The organism is Xanthomonas sp. SI (genome assembly GCF_014236855.1).
Classification (GTDB): Bacteria; Pseudomonadota; Gammaproteobacteria; order Xanthomonadales; family Xanthomonadaceae; genus Xanthomonas_A.
Genome location: NZ_CP051261.1, coordinates 120,767 through 137,923, shown reverse-complemented (window position 1 = coordinate 137,923; position 17,157 = coordinate 120,767). Strand labels below are relative to the sequence as shown.

The 17,157-nt window shown below is 69.1% G+C and carries 15 protein-coding genes; 4 read left to right on the top strand and 11 right to left on the bottom strand.

Annotated elements, in window-relative coordinates:
• Window positions 1-14 precede the first annotated feature (14 nt).
• The 4 genes from HEP75_RS00655 (at window position 15) to HEP75_RS00640 (ending at window position 4,004) form a co-directional block, all read left to right on the top strand.
• A complete protein-coding gene (locus HEP75_RS00655) occupies window positions 15-1,097 on the top strand; it encodes an ATP-binding protein (protein WP_185821739.1) in 1,083 nt (360 codons plus the stop codon).
• Entirely contained in the window at window positions 1,094-1,717 is a 624-nt protein-coding gene (locus tag HEP75_RS00650; RefSeq protein ID WP_185821738.1) for a response regulator, read from the top strand. The genes HEP75_RS00655 and HEP75_RS00650 overlap by 4 nt, the downstream gene beginning before the upstream one ends.
• 146 nt (window positions 1,718-1,863) lie before the next feature.
• Complete coding sequence (locus HEP75_RS00645; protein WP_185825069.1) at window positions 1,864-3,288, top strand: amino acid permease; 1,425 nt, start codon at window positions 1,864-1,866, stop codon at window positions 3,286-3,288.
• Window positions 3,285-4,004 (top strand): DUF6882 domain-containing protein, encoded by a 720-nt coding sequence (locus tag HEP75_RS00640; protein ID WP_185825068.1) that lies wholly within the window; start codon window positions 3,285-3,287, stop codon window positions 4,002-4,004. Before HEP75_RS00645 ends, HEP75_RS00640 begins: the two co-directional genes overlap by 4 nt.
• Window positions 4,005-4,306: 302 nt before the next feature.
• Here HEP75_RS00640 and HEP75_RS00635 read toward each other — a convergent pair whose 3' ends face one another.
• The 11 genes from HEP75_RS00635 to HEP75_RS00585 form a co-directional block, all read right to left on the bottom strand.
• Entirely contained in the window at window positions 4,307-4,591 is a 285-nt protein-coding gene (locus HEP75_RS00635; RefSeq protein WP_185825067.1) for a type II toxin-antitoxin system RelE/ParE family toxin, read from the bottom strand.
• The gene (locus tag HEP75_RS00630; protein ID WP_221899321.1) at window positions 4,588-4,842 is read right to left on the bottom strand and encodes an antitoxin of toxin-antitoxin stability system; all 255 of its coding nucleotides are present in this window, start codon (window positions 4,840-4,842) and stop codon (window positions 4,588-4,590) included. The genes HEP75_RS00635 and HEP75_RS00630 overlap by 4 nt, the downstream gene beginning before the upstream one ends.
• Before the next feature lie 134 nt (window positions 4,843-4,976).
• A complete protein-coding gene (locus tag HEP75_RS00625; protein WP_185825066.1) occupies window positions 4,977-6,188 on the bottom strand; it encodes an MFS transporter in 1,212 nt (403 codons plus the stop codon).
• Between the two features lie 120 nt (window positions 6,189-6,308).
• Window positions 6,309-6,713 (bottom strand): DUF2628 domain-containing protein, encoded by a 405-nt coding sequence (locus HEP75_RS00620; protein ID WP_185814739.1) that lies wholly within the window; start codon window positions 6,711-6,713, stop codon window positions 6,309-6,311.
• 203 nt (window positions 6,714-6,916) lie between these two features.
• Window positions 6,917-8,068, bottom strand: a complete 1,152-nt coding sequence (locus tag HEP75_RS00615) for a glycerate kinase (protein ID WP_185825065.1) — start codon at window positions 8,066-8,068, stop codon at window positions 6,917-6,919.
• A 148-nt stretch (window positions 8,069-8,216) separates the two neighbouring features.
• Window positions 8,217-9,467 (bottom strand): dipeptidase, encoded by a 1,251-nt coding sequence (locus HEP75_RS00610; protein WP_185825064.1) that lies wholly within the window; start codon window positions 9,465-9,467, stop codon window positions 8,217-8,219.
• Window positions 9,468-9,612: 145 nt separating this feature from the next.
• Window positions 9,613-10,113, bottom strand: a complete 501-nt coding sequence (locus tag HEP75_RS00605) for a hypothetical protein (protein WP_185825063.1) — start codon at window positions 10,111-10,113, stop codon at window positions 9,613-9,615.
• A gap of 235 nt (window positions 10,114-10,348) precedes the next feature.
• A complete protein-coding gene (locus tag HEP75_RS00600) occupies window positions 10,349-11,872 on the bottom strand; it encodes a tryptophan halogenase family protein (protein WP_185825062.1) in 1,524 nt (507 codons plus the stop codon).
• A 69-nt stretch (window positions 11,873-11,941) separates the two neighbouring features.
• Window positions 11,942-12,961, bottom strand: coding sequence for a cupin-like domain-containing protein (locus HEP75_RS00595; protein ID WP_185825061.1), 1,020 nt, complete (start codon window positions 12,959-12,961; stop codon window positions 11,942-11,944).
• Window positions 12,962-12,966: 5 nt separating this feature from the next.
• Window positions 12,967-13,731, bottom strand: coding sequence for a SapC family protein (locus HEP75_RS00590; protein WP_185825060.1), 765 nt, complete (start codon window positions 13,729-13,731; stop codon window positions 12,967-12,969).
• A gap of 137 nt (window positions 13,732-13,868) precedes the next feature.
• Window positions 13,869-17,036 (bottom strand): TonB-dependent receptor, encoded by a 3,168-nt coding sequence (locus HEP75_RS00585; protein WP_185825059.1) that lies wholly within the window; start codon window positions 17,034-17,036, stop codon window positions 13,869-13,871.
• Between the last annotated feature and the right edge of the window lie 121 nt (window positions 17,037-17,157).

Genomic DNA, 17,157 nt, shown 5'->3' with positions numbered 1-17,157 from the left:
ATTCGCCCACCGCCATGACGCCGATGACCCGCTGCTTCACTTCGCTCTCGCCGCATCGCCGCCTGCTCGCGCTGGCGGCGCTGCTGCTGGCGCTGGGCGCGATCTTCGCTGCCGATACGCTGACCGATTACGGGGTGGCCGCCGCGTTGTTCTACACGGTGGTGATCCTGTTCGCGGTGCGGTTGCTCACCCGCGCGGGCATGCTGCTGCTCGCCGGCGCCTGCATCGTGCTGATCGTGCTCAGCTTCCAGCTCAGCTCCGCCGGCGCGTACCGGGTGGGCGTGATCAACTCGGCCATCAGCATCGCGGTGGTGGCGGTGACCACGTCCATCGCGGTGCAGATGGAACGCGCCAAGGCGGCCGCGCATGAAGCGCAGGCGCAACTGCTGCGTCTGGCGCGCGCGCGCAGCCTGGGCAGCCTGACCGCCTCCATCGCGCACGAGGTCAACCAGCCGCTGGCCGCGATCGTCACCAGCGGCAATGCTTGCCAGCGCTGGCTGGGCCAGCAGCCGCCGAACCTGGAGCGGGCGCAGGCGGCGTTGCAGCGGATCCTCGACGACGCCAACCGCGCCAGCGAGGTGATCGCGCGCATCCGCAGCCTCAGCAAGGGCGAGGCGCCGCGCAAGAGCGCGTTCGACCTCAACGCCGCGGTGCTGGACGTGCTGGCGCTGTCGCGCGGCGAGCTGGAGCGCAACGCCATCGCGGTGCGGATGGAACTGGCGCCGGCGCTGCCGCCGGTGCTGGCCGATCGGGTGCAGATCCAGCAGGTGGTGGTGAATCTGTTGTTGAACGCGATGGAAGCGATGGCGCACACGCCGGCCGATGCGCGGTCGATCTGGGTCGGCACCGCGCAGGAGGATGCGGGGTCGCTGCGGCTGACCGTGGCCGATGCCGGCGTCGGCCTGTCGACCGAGACGCAGGCGCGCCTGTTCGACGCGTTCTGGACCACCAAGCCCGACGGCATCGGGATCGGCCTGAGCATCAGCCGCAGCATCGTCGAAGCCAGCGGCGGGCGCATCTGGGCCGCGCCGCGCAGTCCGTGCGGCGCGGTGTTCGGCGTCTGCCTGCCGATCGCAAAACCAGGAGCACGCCCATGAACCTGCCGCTTCCCGAACAGCGCCCGGTGGTGTATCTGATCGACGACGACGCCTCGATCCGCGCCGCGCTGGAAGACCTGTTCGCCTCGGTGGACCTGCACGTGCACGCGTTCGGGTCCAGCCGCGAGTTCCTGCTGCACGACCTGGCCGACGTACCCAGCTGCATGGTGCTGGACATCCGCATGCCCGGGCAGAGCGGCATGGAATTCCACCGGCAGCTGTTGGAGGCCGGGCTGAACCTGCCGACCATCTTCATCACCGGCCACGGCGACATCGCGATGAGCGTGGAAGCGATGAAGAACGGCGCGATCGAATTCCTGACCAAGCCGTTCCGCGACCAGGACCTGCTCGACGCGATCCAGCACGGCATCGCCCGCGACCGCGAGCGCCGCCAGCGCGAGGCTGCGCTCGCCGAACTGCGCGACCGCTGGGCGACGCTGACCGCGGGCGAGCAGGAGGTGACCCGGCTGGTGGTGCAGGGGTTGTTGAACAAGCAGGTCGCCGCGCGGCTGCAGCTCAGCGAGATCACGGTCAAGGTGCGGCGCGGCCAGGCGATGCGCAAGATGAAAGCCGGGTCGCTCGCCGAACTGGTGCGGCTGGCCGAGCGGATCGGGTTGTAGCGAGCGCGACGGCGACGTTGCCGCGCGTCGCGATGGCGTCCTCCTTCGCCGCAGCCCCGCCGGCTGACAAGGGCGGCCGGGCATAGCATTGCTGCACCGCATTCGGCGACACTCGCGGGCTTGTCCTGTCGCTCCCCGAGGCCCGCATGTCGTTCCTGTTCCGGCGCAAGTCGCTCGATCTGGTCACCGTCCACGAAGCCGGGCGCCGGCTGGTGCCCACGCTGAGCTGGCCGCACCTGGTGGCGCTGGGCATCGGCGCGATCGTCGGCACCGGCATCTACACCCTGATCGGGGTCGGCGCCGACAAGGCCGGGCCCGCGGTGCTGGTGTCGTTCGCGGTGGCCGGGGCGATCTGCGCCTGCGCCGCGCTGGCCTACGCGGAGATGGCGACGATGATGCCGGCCGCCGGCAGCGCCTACACCTACAGCTACATCGCGCTCGGCGAGAGCATCGCCTGGGTGGTCGGCTGGAGCCTGATCCTGGAGTACTCGCTGGTGGTCAGCACGGTGGCGGTGGGATGGTCGGGCTACTTCGTCGGCTTCCTGCAATGGCTGGGCGTGCAGATGCCGCATGCGCTGGTCGCCGGACCGCATGCCGGCGGCATCGTGAACCTGCCAGCGGTGGTGATCACCTTCCTGGTCGCGGGCATGCTGATGGCCGGCACCAAGGAGAGCGCCACGCTCAACGCGGTGCTGGTGTTGCTCAAGATCGTGGCGCTGGGCGTGTTCGTCGCCATCGCGCTGCCGGCCTTCAACAGCGAGAACCTGCAGCCGTTCATGCCGTACGGATTCCCCAAGACGCTGGGCGGCGATGGCGTGGAGCGCGGGGTGATGGCGGCGGCGGCGATCATCTTCTTCGCCTTCTACGGCTTCGATGCGATTTCCACCGCGGCCGAGGAAACCAAGAATCCCGGGCGCGACCTGTCGATCGGCATCATCGGCTCGATGGTCGGCTGCACGCTGATCTACGTGCTGGTGGCGCTGGCCGCGGTGGGCGCGATGAGCTTCACCGTGTTCGGCAAGAGCTCCGAGCCGCTGGCGCTGATCCTGCGCGAACTGGGCCATGGCCAGGCAGCCGCGGCGATCGGAATCGTCGCGGTGATCGCACTGCCGACGGTGCTGCTGGCGTTCCTGTACGGGCAGAGCCGGATCTTCTTCGTGATGTCGCGCGACGGGCTGCTGCCGCGCGGCCTGTCCAAGGTCAGCGCGCGCACCGGCACGCCGGTGGCGACCACGCTGTTCACCGCGATCCTGGTGGCGGCGCTGGCCGGCGTGGCGCGGCTGGACGAGATCGCCGCGCTGGCCAACGCCGGCACCCTGGCCGCGTTCATCGCGGTCGCCGCGTGCCTGCTGGTGCTGCGCGTGCGCGAGCCCGGCCGCGAGCGCAAGTTCCGCACGCCGCTGGCGTGGGTGGTCGCACCGCTGGCGATCGGCGGCTGCCTGTACCTGTTCTGGAGCCTGCCGCACACTACGCAGAAATGGTTCGCGCTGTGGAACGCGATCGGCGTGGTCGTCTATCTGCTCTACGGGCGACGCCACAGCCTGCTGCGGCGCGGGGAAACGCAGCAATGACGCCGTCCTTCCAGACCCTGCTGGCGCGCCACATCGGCAGCGCCTTCGCCCGGCAGATGGCGCTGGCCGACCTGCTCGGCGAACGCGGCTGGCGCCTGGATCTGGCCGAAGGCGTTGCGCACTTCGGCGACGACCTGCACTTCCCGGTGCAATTGCTGGGCAGCGCCGCCGAGGACAGCGCCAGTTGGCTGTGGGCCTGGGCCAACACCGCCAGCAACCTGCCCGAGTACCTGCTGGTCGCGGCGAACGCGCTGCGCGAGCGTGGCGAGCGCGATGGTCCGGCCGAACTAGCCACGGCCTCGCTGCCGCTCGAAGACGACGGCCACACGCTGGCCCTGCTCGCCGCTGCGCTGAGCGCGCGCTGCTACTACCGCGGCCCGTACCGCGGCGGCGCGCTGTTCTTCCTGGTCGACGACGTTCCGGCAACGGTGTTCGCGCCTTGCGACGACCCGCGTGTGCTCAGCCTGCTCGGACAATTGATCGCGCAGTTCCCGCTCGACCACCGCGCGATGACCGAGGGCTTTCTCGACGACCAGGGCTATGCGCTGCAGCGCGAATCCGAGCAGACGGTGGCCACGCGCGGCGGCAGCCGGATCACGCTTGGCTTCGATGCGCTGGATCGCTTGACCCAATTGCAAGGCACCCTGGCGCCGCAGCAAACCCCCACGGCGGCGGCGAGCAAGCCGGCGCCGAAGTGGCAGTTCTGGAAAAAGTAACGACCGCCACGCATAGCCCCTCTCCCCTCGGGAGAGGGGTTGGGGTTGGGGTTGGGGTTGGGGTTGGGGTTGGGGTTGGGGTAAGGGTAAGGGTAAGGCGCGAAAGCGTCTCGCGGAGTTTGAGTGCACGGGGCTGTGCCCGTACCCTCATCCGGCCCTGCGGGCCACCTTCTCCCGATGGGAGAAGGGAACAGCCATAGCCCCTCTCCCCTCGGGAGAGGGGTTGGGGTGAGGGTACGGCGCGAAAGCGTCTCGCAGAGCTTGGGCGCACGAGGCTACGCCCGCCCGCCCCGATCCCTGCCTCAATCCCGCACGGGTGGCCACAGGCGCGCGGTGTGGATCAAGGCCAGTATCCACACCGTTTCGCCGTCTATTTCGTAGACCAGGCAATAGTGCTCATGCGGGATCAGTTCGCGGGTGCCGGCGATTCTTCCGGGTCGACCGAGCATGGCGTACCGCTCCAAGGTAAGGGCCGCCTCGCTGAATAATTCGTCCAAGCGAACGGCCGCCCCCTGGTTATCGGCCGCAACATACTTCCAGATATCGACACGATCCTGCTGTGCCTCTGGCGTCCAGACGACCTTCATCCGTTGCGCGTCACGCCCGCCCGTCGCGCGGCGAACTCAGCCTCGACCTCGTCGTTCGGTCGCCCCTGTCCCGCCTGCATCGATCTGCGACCGGCCTCCACCTTGCTGCGCAGGAACGCCTCGTGCTCGCGCGATTCGCGCTGGCGTTGCACGAACTCACGCATCAGTTCACGCAGCACCTGCGACGCCGGCCGATGCACCGCCTCGGCCTCGGCGACGAATTCGTCGCGCAATTCGGACTCAAGCTTCATGGTGAACACGGCTTGTTTCGACATGACGGGTCTCCGGCCTGAGGTACTGAAAAAGTATATACCCGGTCATTACCTGAACCATCAACATCCGAGCAAGCAGACGGCAGGTCAGCGGGCGCCATGGCTGTCAGCGCTCAACGCGCCGGCACCGCCGCCCGCCTGAATTCGCTGAAGTAGAACAGCAGCGCCGCCGCACCGAAGCCGGCACCCAGCAGCGACAGCCCCGGCCAGCCGGCATAGGCGAAGACCGCCGCGGCCAGCAACGAACCGGTGGCGCCGCACACGAACACCGAGGTCATGAACAGGCCGTTGAGGCGGCCACGCTGCTCCGGCGCCAGCATGTAGATGCTGCGCAGGCTCAGCACCTGGCACACCTGTACCGCCGCATCCAGCACCAGCGCGGCGACCACCAGCCACAGCAGCGCATGCGCGTGCGCGGCCCAGGCGCCGATGCCGAACGACAACGCCGCGGCGGCCAGCGCCCAGCCGGTGGCCGGGCGGGTCCAGCCGCGGTCGGCCATGCGCCCGGCCAGCGGCGCGACCAGGGCGCCGGCGGCGCCGGCCAGCGCGAACAGCGCGATGTGCCGCTGGTCCATGCCGAAGGACTGCGCCAGAAGCAGCGGCGAACCGGTCCAGAACACGTTGAACGCGGCGAACATCATGCCCTGGTAGAACGCGCGCCGGCGCAACAGCGGCGTGGCGGCATACAGCCGCGGCAGCGAGGCCAGCACCGCGGCGTAGGACGCGCGCTGCGCGGGCCGGCGCTGCGGCAGGCGCCAGCGCAACACCGCCATCAGCAGCAGCATCATGCCGGCGGACAGGAAGAACACCGCGCGCCAGCCCAGGCTGGCGGCGACGAAGCTGGAGAACGGACGCGCCAGCATGATCCCGGCCAGCAGCCCGCCCATCACCGTGCCGACCACGCGGCCGCGGCTGGCCTCCGGCGCCAGGTGCGAGGCGAACGGCACCAGGATCTGCGTGGCTACCGCACACACGCCGACCACGAACGAGCCGATCAGGAAGCCCGCCGCCGACTGCGACAGGCCGATGCCGACCAGGCCCAGCACCACTCCGCCCAGCAGCAGGATCGCCAGGCGCCGGTTCTCGGCCACATCGGCCAGCGGCACCAGCAACAGCAGGCCGGCACCGTAGCCGAGCTGGGTCAGCGCCACGATCAGCCCGGCCAGGCCCGCATGCAGGCGCAACTCCGGCGCGATGATGCCGATCAGCGGTTGCGAGAAATAGATGTTGGCCACCGCCAGGCCGCAAGCGGCGGCGAACAGCGCGATCAGGCCGGAGGACAGGCCGGCGGGTGCCGCATCGGCCTGGGAAGCGTGTGGGGACATGGGAACCTGAAGCCGGGACTCGGGACTCGGGACCCGGAAGAGCAAAAGCATAAGGCAAAGCGCCGCGGCGCCGCTTTCCGAGTCCCGAGTCCCGAGTCCCCGGTCCCGGCTACAGACCGCTTACCACCAGCGCATGCCTTCGAAGGGGTTCCAGCTGGTGCTGCCCTTCTTCACTTCCAGGTAGTAGGCGTAGTTGGCGATCATGCCGACCAGCACCGAATAGGCCACGCCCAGGCCGTTGACGACCATTCGCGGCAGGAAGAACGACAGCACGCCGATCAGCAGCGAGATGCCGATCAGCACGATCGCCTTGCGCCACAGGCCGAGGATGAAGAAGTAGATCCAGCCGAAGAAGAACGCGAAGAAGTTCATGTTGATCTTCAGGCGGTCGCCGAACGACGGCAGCGCCTTGAACGCCGGCTTGAAGCCGGGCGAGGCAGGCCCGCCGTGGCGGTCGAAGAAGTCGAAGCGGAACTGCCACTTCGGGCTGAGCGGCGCGCGCTCGGGGAGGTTCTGGGTACTCATGGAGACGCAATTCCTTTTATGTAATCGTTTTCATTGTAGCTGAATAGGCCTGCTCCGCACCATCCTCGGCGTGATTTGCACCATCCCGGTGCGCATGGTGAGTCGATGCAGCGGGCTGCACTGGAATCGGGAACCTGATCGACACCGGGTCGGTAAGCGTCAGGAACCCCCGCTTGCCGACGCGCAGATGCCACGAGCCCCGGTCAGCGCCCCAGGCCGCGCCCGATCCTGATCGCCTCGGCCACGTTCCTGGCCGCCAGGCGCAGGTTCGCCGCGGCCTCGGCCAGCGCCTGCTCCAGCGTGCAGGCGCGCTGCACTGCACCGAACATCGCGTCGATGCCGTGCGCATGCAGAAGCTCGGCGCCGGCCCCCAGCCCGCCGGCGATCGCGACCACCGGCTTGCCGTGGCGTCTGGCGATACGGGCCACACCGAGCGGGGTCTTGCCGTGGACGCTCTGGCGGTCGAGGCGGCCCTCGCCGGTGATCACCAGGTCGGCATCGGCCACCAGCGCGTCCAGCCCCAGCGCCTCGGCGACGATGTCCGCGCCCGGGCGCAGCTGCGCGCCGAGGAACGCGACCAGCGCAGCCCCCAGACCGCCGCCGGCCCCGCCACCGGGCAACCCGGCGAGCGCGATACCGAGGTCGGTTTCGATGACCCTGGCGTAGTGCTGCAGGTTGGCGTCGAGCTGGGCGACCAGCGCCGGGGTGGCGCCCTTCTGCGGCCCGAACACCGCCGAAGCGCCCGCCGGCCCGGTCAGCGGATTGTCGACATCGCAGGCGACCTCGATCGCGCACTGTCGCAAGCGCGGATCCAGGCCGCTGGCATCGATCCGCGCCAGCCTCGCCAGTGCGCCACCGCCCACGCCGGCGTCCAGCGCACGGCCGTGCGCGTCGAGCAGGCGCACGCCCAGCGCCTGCGTCATGCCGGCGCCACCGTCGTTGCTGGCGCTACCGCCGACACCGACGATGAGCTTGCGCGCGCCGGCATCCAGCGCTGCCAAGAGCAGTTCGCCGACGCCGTAGCTGGTGGCGGCGAGCGGGTCGCGGCGGCCCGCCGGCACCAGCGCCAGCCCGCTCGCCGCGGCCATTTCGACGATGCCGGTGCGGCCATCGCCGGTGATGCCGAAGAAGGCTTCGACCGGCGCGCCCAGCGGCCCGGTCACCGTGCGCCCGACGACGCGGCCGCCGGTGGCCGCGACCAGCGCCGCGACCGTGCCCTCGCCGCCGTCGGCGACCGGCACCTTGACGTAGCTCCACGCCGGGAACACTTCGCGAAACCCCGCCTCGATCTGCGTGGCCGCCTCCAGCGCCGACAGGCTTTCCTTGAACGAATCCGGGGCGATGACGATCTTCATGGTCGCCCCGATGCTAGCCGATGCGACGGCGCCTGTTCGGCGCGTGCGGCACTGCGTACGCCGATGCCGGGCCTGAGCCGGTCTTCGGCCATCGATGTGCGCCACCGCCAAGGCGTGAGCGCGCAAGCGCGCCGCGCCGGCGCAGATCTCAGGTAGACCCGGCGCGCCGCTGCGCCGCCGCCCAGTCCTGCGCCTGCTGCATCACCCGCAGCACGTTGCCGCCCCAGATGGCGGCGATCTGCTGCTCGCTGTAGCCCTTGCGCAGCAACCAGGCGGTGATCTTGGGCAGGTCGGTCACGTCCTCCATGCCGACCACGCCGCCACCGCCATCCCAGTCCATGCCGATGCCCACGTGCTCGGGGCCGATCAGCGCCAGCACGTGCTCCAGGTGCGCAAAGAAGTCGTCCAGCGTCGCCCGCCGCACCGGATACTTGGCGTCCAGCGCCTTCATCTCTTCGCCGAGCTTGAGCCCGTCGGCCAGCTGCAGATGCTCCCAGCCGCCGTATTTGGCGATCAATGCTTCCTCGGCGGCCTTGCGCTCGGGGCCGGCACCGTTGTCGATCAGGTATCCGCCGTAGGAATTCATCTGGATCACCCCGCCGTGCGCCGCCAGCACCTTCAATCGCGCATCGTCGATGTTGCGCGGATGCGCGTGCACCGCGCGCGCGCCGCTGTGCGAGAGCAGGATCGGCACCGGCGACAGCGCGATCAGCTGATCGAACACCGCATCGGAGGCATGCGACTGGTCGATGACGATGCCCAGCTTCTGCGCCTGCTGCACCAGATCCCGCCCGGCAGGACTCAAGCCCTGCCATTCCGGCCCCTTGGGATCGGTGGCCGAATCGGCGAACTCGTTGTTGAGGAAATGCGCCGTGCTCATCAACCGCAGGCCTTGCGCGTAGTAGAAGCGCAGCAGCGTGGGATCGGCGACCAGCGGGCTGGCGTTCTCCATGCTCAGGTACACCACGCGCTTGCCGGCGGCCTTGATCCGCGCCGCATCGGCCGGCGTGGTGGCCAAGCCGAACTGCTTTGGATAGGCCGCGAGCAGCGCGTGGATCGCCATCAGGCGCTGCAACCCGGCGTCGCGATCGTCCAGGTGCGCTTGCTTACTGCGGTCGCCCTGGCCGGTGTAGATCGCCCAGAAGCCGCCGTCCAGGGCGCCGTCCAGCATGCGCGGATAGTCCACCTGCGCCAGGCGATTGCCGGCATGCGCGGCCATCATGTCGAAATCGCCGCGCTCGAAATTGGCCGGCGTATCCAGATGCGAATCCAGCGTCAGCAGGCGCTGCTGCAGCGCGGTAGCGCGTGCCAGTTCCGCTTTGGTGAAGTCGACGGCATGCGCCGGCAGCGCCGCGGCCAGCGCCAACGATACGGAAAGACCCAGGGCGTGCAGTTTCATGCGCAGGAACTCTCGAACAGGGCGACGCTTCGATGATAGCCATGCCGCGCCTGCCGCGACCCGCCACGGCGGGTAGGTGCGCGCATCGGGGTGGTGGCGCCCGCCGCTCGGCCAGATCGGTCCGGGCTGCTGCGAGCGATGCCGGTCAGCCGGATGCATGCGGCGTGCATGCTTCGCCATGCAGTGCCCCCGCCGCCAGCAGCGCATCGACCACCTCGCCCAGGGTCTGCGTCGCCGTCCCCTCCCAGAGACAGGCAGGCATCGCGATCCCGAGCTGCTCCTCTATTTCGCCGATCGCGTCCTCGACGTCGTAGTCGATGTCGAGCGTACCGAAGCGCGGTCCGCCGCAGACGACGGCGAACGCGTCGTCGGGCAGGAAACAGGGACCGGGCCAGCGCAGGCGCCGCGCCAGGATCGCGCCGATCACGTGCGCCGCCCGCTGCCGCGCGCCGCCGCCCCACAGATCCAGCAACGCGGCACTGCGTGCCTTCTGCTGGGCGCGGAGTCGTCCGAAGAACGACAGGTCCGGGCCGAGCCACCTGACGCCGATGAAGAATCGCTCGCGCGCGCCGGTCGGCGGATAGCCGGACGGGTAGCGCAGCGGCGCTGCCGGATCCGGGCAAGCGGTTGTCGTTGGCGTGTGCACGGCAGCCTCCCAGGGATCGCCGCAGCGGGGAACAATGCGTGGACAGGGACTCCGAACCCTGCCCTGCCGCGCGCCGCGAAAGCGTAGCGCCCGCGGGTCGGACACACCAGTCTGCGGCAGAGCGCGAGTGCATTGCGTGGAAAGGCCGCGCAACGCTTACGGCGCTACCGATCGATGCCGCGCTTGCGTGACGCGACCTGCGCGACCTGCGCGCCGGTAAGCACTCCACTCCGCGTCATGCCGACGCCGATGCCGCAACGGGGGGCCGCCCCGCCCATACCTCCGGCCCGGCTTGGCAATAGCGCGCGATGAAGTCCTGCTGCGACGGCATCTGCGCCACCGCGCGGTCGATGGGCTGGCGGATCGTGTCGAGGAACTGCTGCAGCTGCTGGTCCGGCAGCGCGCGCGCCAGCAGGTGGTGCTGCGCCGGCACGATGCCCTGGCCGAGCAGCACGTGGATCCACGAATCCACCCGGAACAGTTCGTCGCTGCCCTGCCAGGCATGCGCGCGCTCGCGCCAGGCGCGCAGCCGCTGCTGCAGCGAATCGGGCAGCGTCATCTCGCGGCAGGCCCGCCACATCGGTTCGTCGCGCTGGTTGGCGTGGTAGTGCAGGATGATGAAATCGCGCACGTGCTCCATCTCGGCGCGGCTGACGTCGTTGTAGAGGTCGGCCATGGACGGCGCGATGCCGTCGGTGGGGAACAGCGTGATCAGCCGCATCACCGCGGCGATGGTCAGGTGGATGCTGGTCGATTCCAGCGGTTCGATGAAGCCGCTGGCCAGGCCCAAAGAAACCACGTTCTTGTTCCAGGCCTTGAGCCGGCGGCCGGTGCGGAACGGCACCAGCCATGGGTCCTTGATCGGCGGCGCGGCGGCGTCGTGCAGCAGCTTGGCGCGCGCTTCGTCATCGGACATGTGCGCGCTGGAAAACACCAGCCCGCAGCCGACGCGGTGCTGCAGCGGGATATGCCAGCGCCAGCCGGCGGCGTGGGCGATGGCGCGGGTGTACGGCACCGGTGCCGCCACCGCTTCGGTCTGCACCGCCACCGCGCGATCGCACGGCAGCCATTGCTTCCAGTCTTCGTAGCCGGTGTGCAGGGTCTGCTCGATCAACAGGCCGCGGAACCCGGTGCAGTCGATGAACAGGTCGCCTTCGATCAGCGTGCCGTCTTCCAGCAGCAGCGCCTCGACGAAGCCGCTCTCGGCGTGCTGCCGCACCTGCTGGATCTTGCCTTCCACGCGCTTGAGGCCGTGGCGCTCGGCGTGACGGCGCAGCAGCCGCGCGTACAACCCGGCATCCAGGTGATAGGCGTAGTTGACCGGCGGCGACTGCTGCAGCGCGAACCGGTCCACGCGCGAGGCCACGGTTTCCAGGCAGTAGTCGCCCAGTTCGGAGACTATCCCGCGCCGCTGCGCCTCCAGCCAGAAATGGTGGAACGCGCAAACCAAAGTGCTTTGTCCGGTGAGGCCGAACGGGTGGATGTAGCGCGCGCCGTGCCGTGGCCAGTTCTCGAAGGAAATGGAGAGCTTGAAGGTGCCCGCGACGCTGCGCAGGAACTCCTGTTCGTCGATCTGCAGGAACCGATGGAAGCTGCGGATCGGCGGCACCGTGGATTCGCCGACGCCGACCGTGCCGATCTGCTCGGATTCGATCAGGGTGATGTCCAGCAGGTCGCGGAACTGGTGCGCCAGCGCGCAGGCGGCGATCCAGCCCGCCGTGCCGCCGCCCGCGATCACCACCTTGCGTATCTGGGCCATTGCGTCGTCTCTCCTGCAGTGATGGATGGTGGCGCGCGCGGCGGCGCGCGGCCTTGGATGGGGCCGCGGTCAGCGGTTGAGCTTGGCCAGCAGCATCGCGCGCAGCTGCCGCGCCTGCATGTCGTCGATCGGCCCGAGCAGTTGCCGCGCCGGCGCCGGCAGGTGCGCGCCGGCGCGCTCGGCCGGGCCGAACACGTAGTAGTCGAAGATGGCGCGCCACGCCTCCTTTTCCGCCTCGGGCCGGTCGCGGATCGCCCACAGCGCGTGATACAGCGCCTGCATCGGCGCCGGCAGATGGCCCGGCGCGCTGCTCCACCAGTAGTTGACCAGCACGTTGAACGGCTCCAGCCCTTCCACGTGATGCCACCACAGGCTGGGCAGGAACAGCGCATCGCCCGGTTCCAGCACCGCGCTGCGGCCGTGCGCCAGCGCATCGGCAAAGCGTGGGTAGCGCGCGACGTCGGGCGCGGCGAAATCCACCACGCTGATCGCCTGCCCGCCCGGGGTCGGCTCCAGCGGACCGGGATAGAGATTGCCGATCTGCTCCGGCGGGAACACGGTGAAGCGGCGCCGGCCGACCGCGCAGCAGGCCAGGTTGTTCGGCGCGTCGTAGTGGCAGGACGCGGTGATGCGGTTGCCGATCCAGATGCTCGGCCGCACCTGCAGGCCATGGGCGGCGAAGTCCACATCGTTGCCGTCGCGGAATCCCGGCAGGTTGTCGTCCACCGGCAGCGAGGCCAGGTAGTAGGCCGGCGGCCGCGGATCGTCCAGGTGCGCGGCGATCGCCTGCAGCAGGCCGTGCAGGTCGCTGCGCCGCACCTCGAAGTTCAACGCGGTGAAGTCGTCGTTGTAGAACGGCCGGCCGCCGATCTCAGGCGCGCCGTAGGAATATTGCAGCGCGCGGCCGTTGCTGTGCCCGCGCAGCAGGTCCATCGCCTCGCGCGTGCCGCGCAGGCCGGCCTGGACCAGCGCCCAGTCGCGCGCCACGCCACGCAGCACCACCGGCTCGCCGGCGGCGAGCAGGTCGGCCAGCGGCAATGCGCCGGCCCGGCAATCGTTGCGTTCGGCAATCGCCGCCAACGCGTCCACGTCGCTCAGGCGGCCTGCCCGGAGGCGACCGCGTCCACGCCGACATGCTGCAGGCGGCGCTGCTTCTCGGCCATCAGGCGGCGCATGTTGTGCAGCGACGCCAGCAGCAGATAGACCCCTTCCAGATAACCGGCGCGGTGCAGCCCATGCAGCGACGGTGCATCCAGCGCCGCCAGCCGTTCGCGGTCGATGCCGTACAGCCCGGCCAGATGCACGTTGTGCGCCTGCCCGAGCTGCACGTCGATGCGCAGCGGCTGGATCAGGCCCAGCGCATCGAAGGCGGCGAACATCGCGTCGCCGCCTTCCACGCCATCGCGGATGCCACGCAGCACGGTGATGATGTGCTCCAGATACGGGCTGTTCCCGCCCTGCGGCAGGAACACCCGTTCGCCTTCGTCGAAACTCACCCGCGGGTGGTCCAGATCGACGTGGATCACCGGTTCGCGGCGCAGCACGCCGTCCTCCTGCTGCTCCTGGAACCCGATCAGGAACGGCCCCTTGGCGACGATGCCCGGCAGGTATGCCGCATTCCAGCGCGCGTCCTGCAGGAACAGGTTTTCCTGCTGCTCGAAGCCCAGCAGCGCCACCGATTGGAAACCGCCGCCGTCCGGGTCCTTGCGCAGCAGGATCGGATATTCGCGCTGCAACTCGGCGTATTCGGTCGGGAACGCCTGCACCACGCCGGTGGCGTCGCCGAACTCCGGGCCGAAGCGCAGGATCACCCGCAGGTCCTGGTGGGCCACGTTGTTGAGCAATTCGTATCGGGCCATCTGGACTCCAGCGGATCGGTGGCGGAACTGGGTGGGGCGCCACGCGACCATTGCAGCAAAGCGCCGCGCCCGCAAGACGCGCTGCGGCGTGGGCGCCGTTGCCGCACGCGGCCATCGCCGCGCGCGGCCTGCCGGGCTCAGAAGTTGTAGCGCACGCCCAGGGTGTAGCGCGGACTCTGGTCGATCACCTTGATCACCTGCTTCTCCGAGCGCCCGTGCCAGCGCACGTCCTCGCTGGTGAGGTTGATCGCTTCGAAGCCGATCGACAGGTTGTCGGTGATGGCGTAGCTCACGCTCAGGTCCAGCTGCTGGTACGGCTCGACGTAGTACGGATTGCGGCTGGCCCCGTTCTGGTTGGCCGCGATCAGGTATTCGTCGCGCCAGTTCCAGGCCAGGCGCGCGCTCCAGCCGTACTTCTCGTACATCAGCATGACGTTGGCGGTGTCGCTGAGGCCGAGCAGCGCGAACTGGTCGCGGTCCAGCACCGTGTTGTCGAAGCCGACGTCGCCCTTGACGATGGTGTAGTTGGCGTAGACGCCGAGGCCGGTATCGCCCAGGAAGTACTGACCACCGAGTTCCCAGCCGTGGATCTTGGCCTTGTTCTGGTTGATCGGGCGCGACACGTCGAACTCGTACAGCGGATCGTCCGCCTCCCCGACCAGGTCGTAGGCGTTTTCCAGCGCCAGGGTCTGCGCCGAGCTGCCGTTGTAGGCGCCCAGCCCACCGGTGGCCGCGGCGTTGCGCAGCATCGCCACCGCCGAGAACAGCGAGGTGTCGTTGGCCGAACAGGCCCCCGCCACGTCGTTGCCGGCGGCACCGACCTGCGCCGCGCAGGCCGCACTCTGCAAGAACGCCAGCGCCGCTTGCGCGTCCGGTCCGGAGGTGGGATCGCGCAAGCCGTAAAGGTTTTCGCGGGTGACGCTGGTGCCGATGAAGTTGGACACGCGCTTGTCCCAGAACGTCAGCGACACGTAGCTGGCGTCGGCGAAGTACCACTCCAGCGCCAGGTCCAGGTTGTTCGATTCCAGCGGATCCAGGCTCGGGTTCTCCGAAGAGCCGTCCGCGCGCGTGGAGGGGTTGACCAGGATCGAGCCGGACGGCGTGCCCGGGGTCGGCCCGGCGATCAGGTTGGTGTACGGCGCGCGCGCGATGCTCTGCCCGAACGACGCCCTGGCTTTCAGCGCATCGGTGAGGTTGATGCTGAAATCCAGGTTCGGCAGGACGTGGCTGTAGCTGTGCTTTTCGCTGAATGGTTGCAGTTCGGCGGAGCGCAGCAGCCGGAAATCGTTGTTGGCCTGCCATTCCAGCGCGGTCGGCAGCGCCACCTGCGAGGTGGAGACCACGTCGGTCTTCTCGTAGCGCACGCCGATGCGGGTATTGGTGGTCATGCCGCCGAGCTCGCCGTCGAACTCCAGCTGCATGTAGGCGGCGCGGGTCTTCTCCTCGACCTGGTTGTCGGAACTGAACTGCGGGTTGTAGCGCGTGGTCGCGCCGTACGCGCTGCTCGCCCATTGCGCCAACTGGTCGGCGTTGCCGCGCCAGGCATTCGGCGCGGCGCCGGAGGCGTTGAAGTCGTTGAACATACCGGTGATGCTGACCGGCTGCAGCAGATCGATCATGCCCGGCTCGTTGCCGGCATTGGCCACGCTCCAGTCGCCCAGCGTCGAGTTGGTGTCGCTGATGCGCCGGTGCATCGTGGTCTTGGCGCTGTCCACGCCGAACTGGAAGCGGCCGTTGTCGAAGTCGAACTGGCCGTCGACGCGCCCTTCCTTCACCTCCGTCACCTGGCTCTGGTAATAGATGCGCAGCACCTGCGAGCCGATTTCGGCCGGGGAGAAGTCCTGGTTGACCAGGCCGTTGGTCCCGGCGACCGAATCGGCCGCAGTCGGGTACCAGGTGCGCGCACCGATCGGCAGGCCGTTGTTGAAGAACAGTTCCTGCGCCCACTGGCCGCCGCATTGCGTGCCAGTGGTGCAGTTGTTGGTGCCGGCATAGCTGAAATAGGTGGCGCTGCCGCCGGTGACCGGATCGTTGGGCAGGCTCTGGGTCTTGGAGTTGTGCGCATCGAAGGTCAGGCGCAGGCGGTCGGTGGCCTGCCAGTCGGCATTGAAGCCCAGCGAGCCGAGCTTGTACTTCTGCATGTTGCGCTGCTGCTCCATGCCGAAGTCCTTGGCGCCGTTGGGCACGTCGCGCAGGTACACCGGCGTGGCCACCGCCTGCCCGGTGTCGAACACCAGGTCGGTGAAGCTGTTGGCGCGCTGCAGCCAGATGCCCTGCTCGCCGCGGTCCTCGCGGATCTCGTTGCTCGAGTAGGTGTAGTCCAGGGTCAGGGTCAGGCTGTCGGTCGGCGCGAACTGCACCACCGCCTGGCCGTTGAGCCGCTCGCGTTCGAAATCGGCGAAGGCGTAGCGCAGGTCGTTGGGCATGCCGTAGAGCTGGCCGATCGCCGGCGCGTTCTGCACGTTGGCGTCCGGGCGCAGCGCCGGATCGGTCCCGGTCCAGCGCTGGATGTTCCAGCCGTTCTCGGTCGCCTGCACCGAACCGCCGCGGCGCTTCTGGTAGCTGCCGCTCAGGCCGATGCCCCAGGTCTTGTCCGGGTTGGTGTAGCTGAAGATGCCGGACACTTCCGGCGTGACCTTGTTGTCGAACGGCTGCGAGTCGTCGTACGCGGCCTTGGCGCCGGCGCTGGCGACCAGGCCGGTGTGGTTGAATGGACGGTCGGTGACGATGTTGATGGTGGCGCCGATGCCGCCGCTGGGCGCATTGGCGCGGCTGGTCTTGTACACCTCCAGGCCGGTGATCGCCTCGGAGGCGAGCTGGGCGAAGTTGAACGCGCGGGTGCCGCCGTCCACGCCGCCGATCGGGACCGCGCCCGGCGCGCCGAACGCGTCGGCGCCGGGAATCACCCGGCCGTTGAGGGTGACCGCATTGAACTGCGGGCCGAAGCCGCGCGCGGTGACCTGCGCGCCTTCGCCGTCGCGGCGCTCGATCGAGATGCCGGTGATGCGCTGCAGCGACTCGGCCAGGTTGGTGTCGGGAAACTTGCCGATGTCCTCGGCGCTGATCGCATCGACCACGCCGGCGTTGTCGCGCTTGATCCCCATCGACTGGTTGAGGCTGTTGCGGATGCCGGTGACGCTGACCGTGTCCAGCGTGGTCGCGTCGGCAGAGGACTGCTGCTGGCTGGTCTGGGTCTGCGCCTGGGTCTGCGGCGCCTGCTGGGCGAACGCCGGATTGATCACCAGCACCCCGCCGACGAAGGTGAACATGGCCTTGGAGCGGAACTTCTTCAACTGCTGACGCATCAGAATGTCCTCGGTGCTGGAGTCGGACGGGCAACGCCGTCTGCGGCGTACGACGCGGCGAATGCCGACGTCGAAGCGGTCCCTGGTACGTGACACGCATCGCTGCATGCCTGCATGTGAT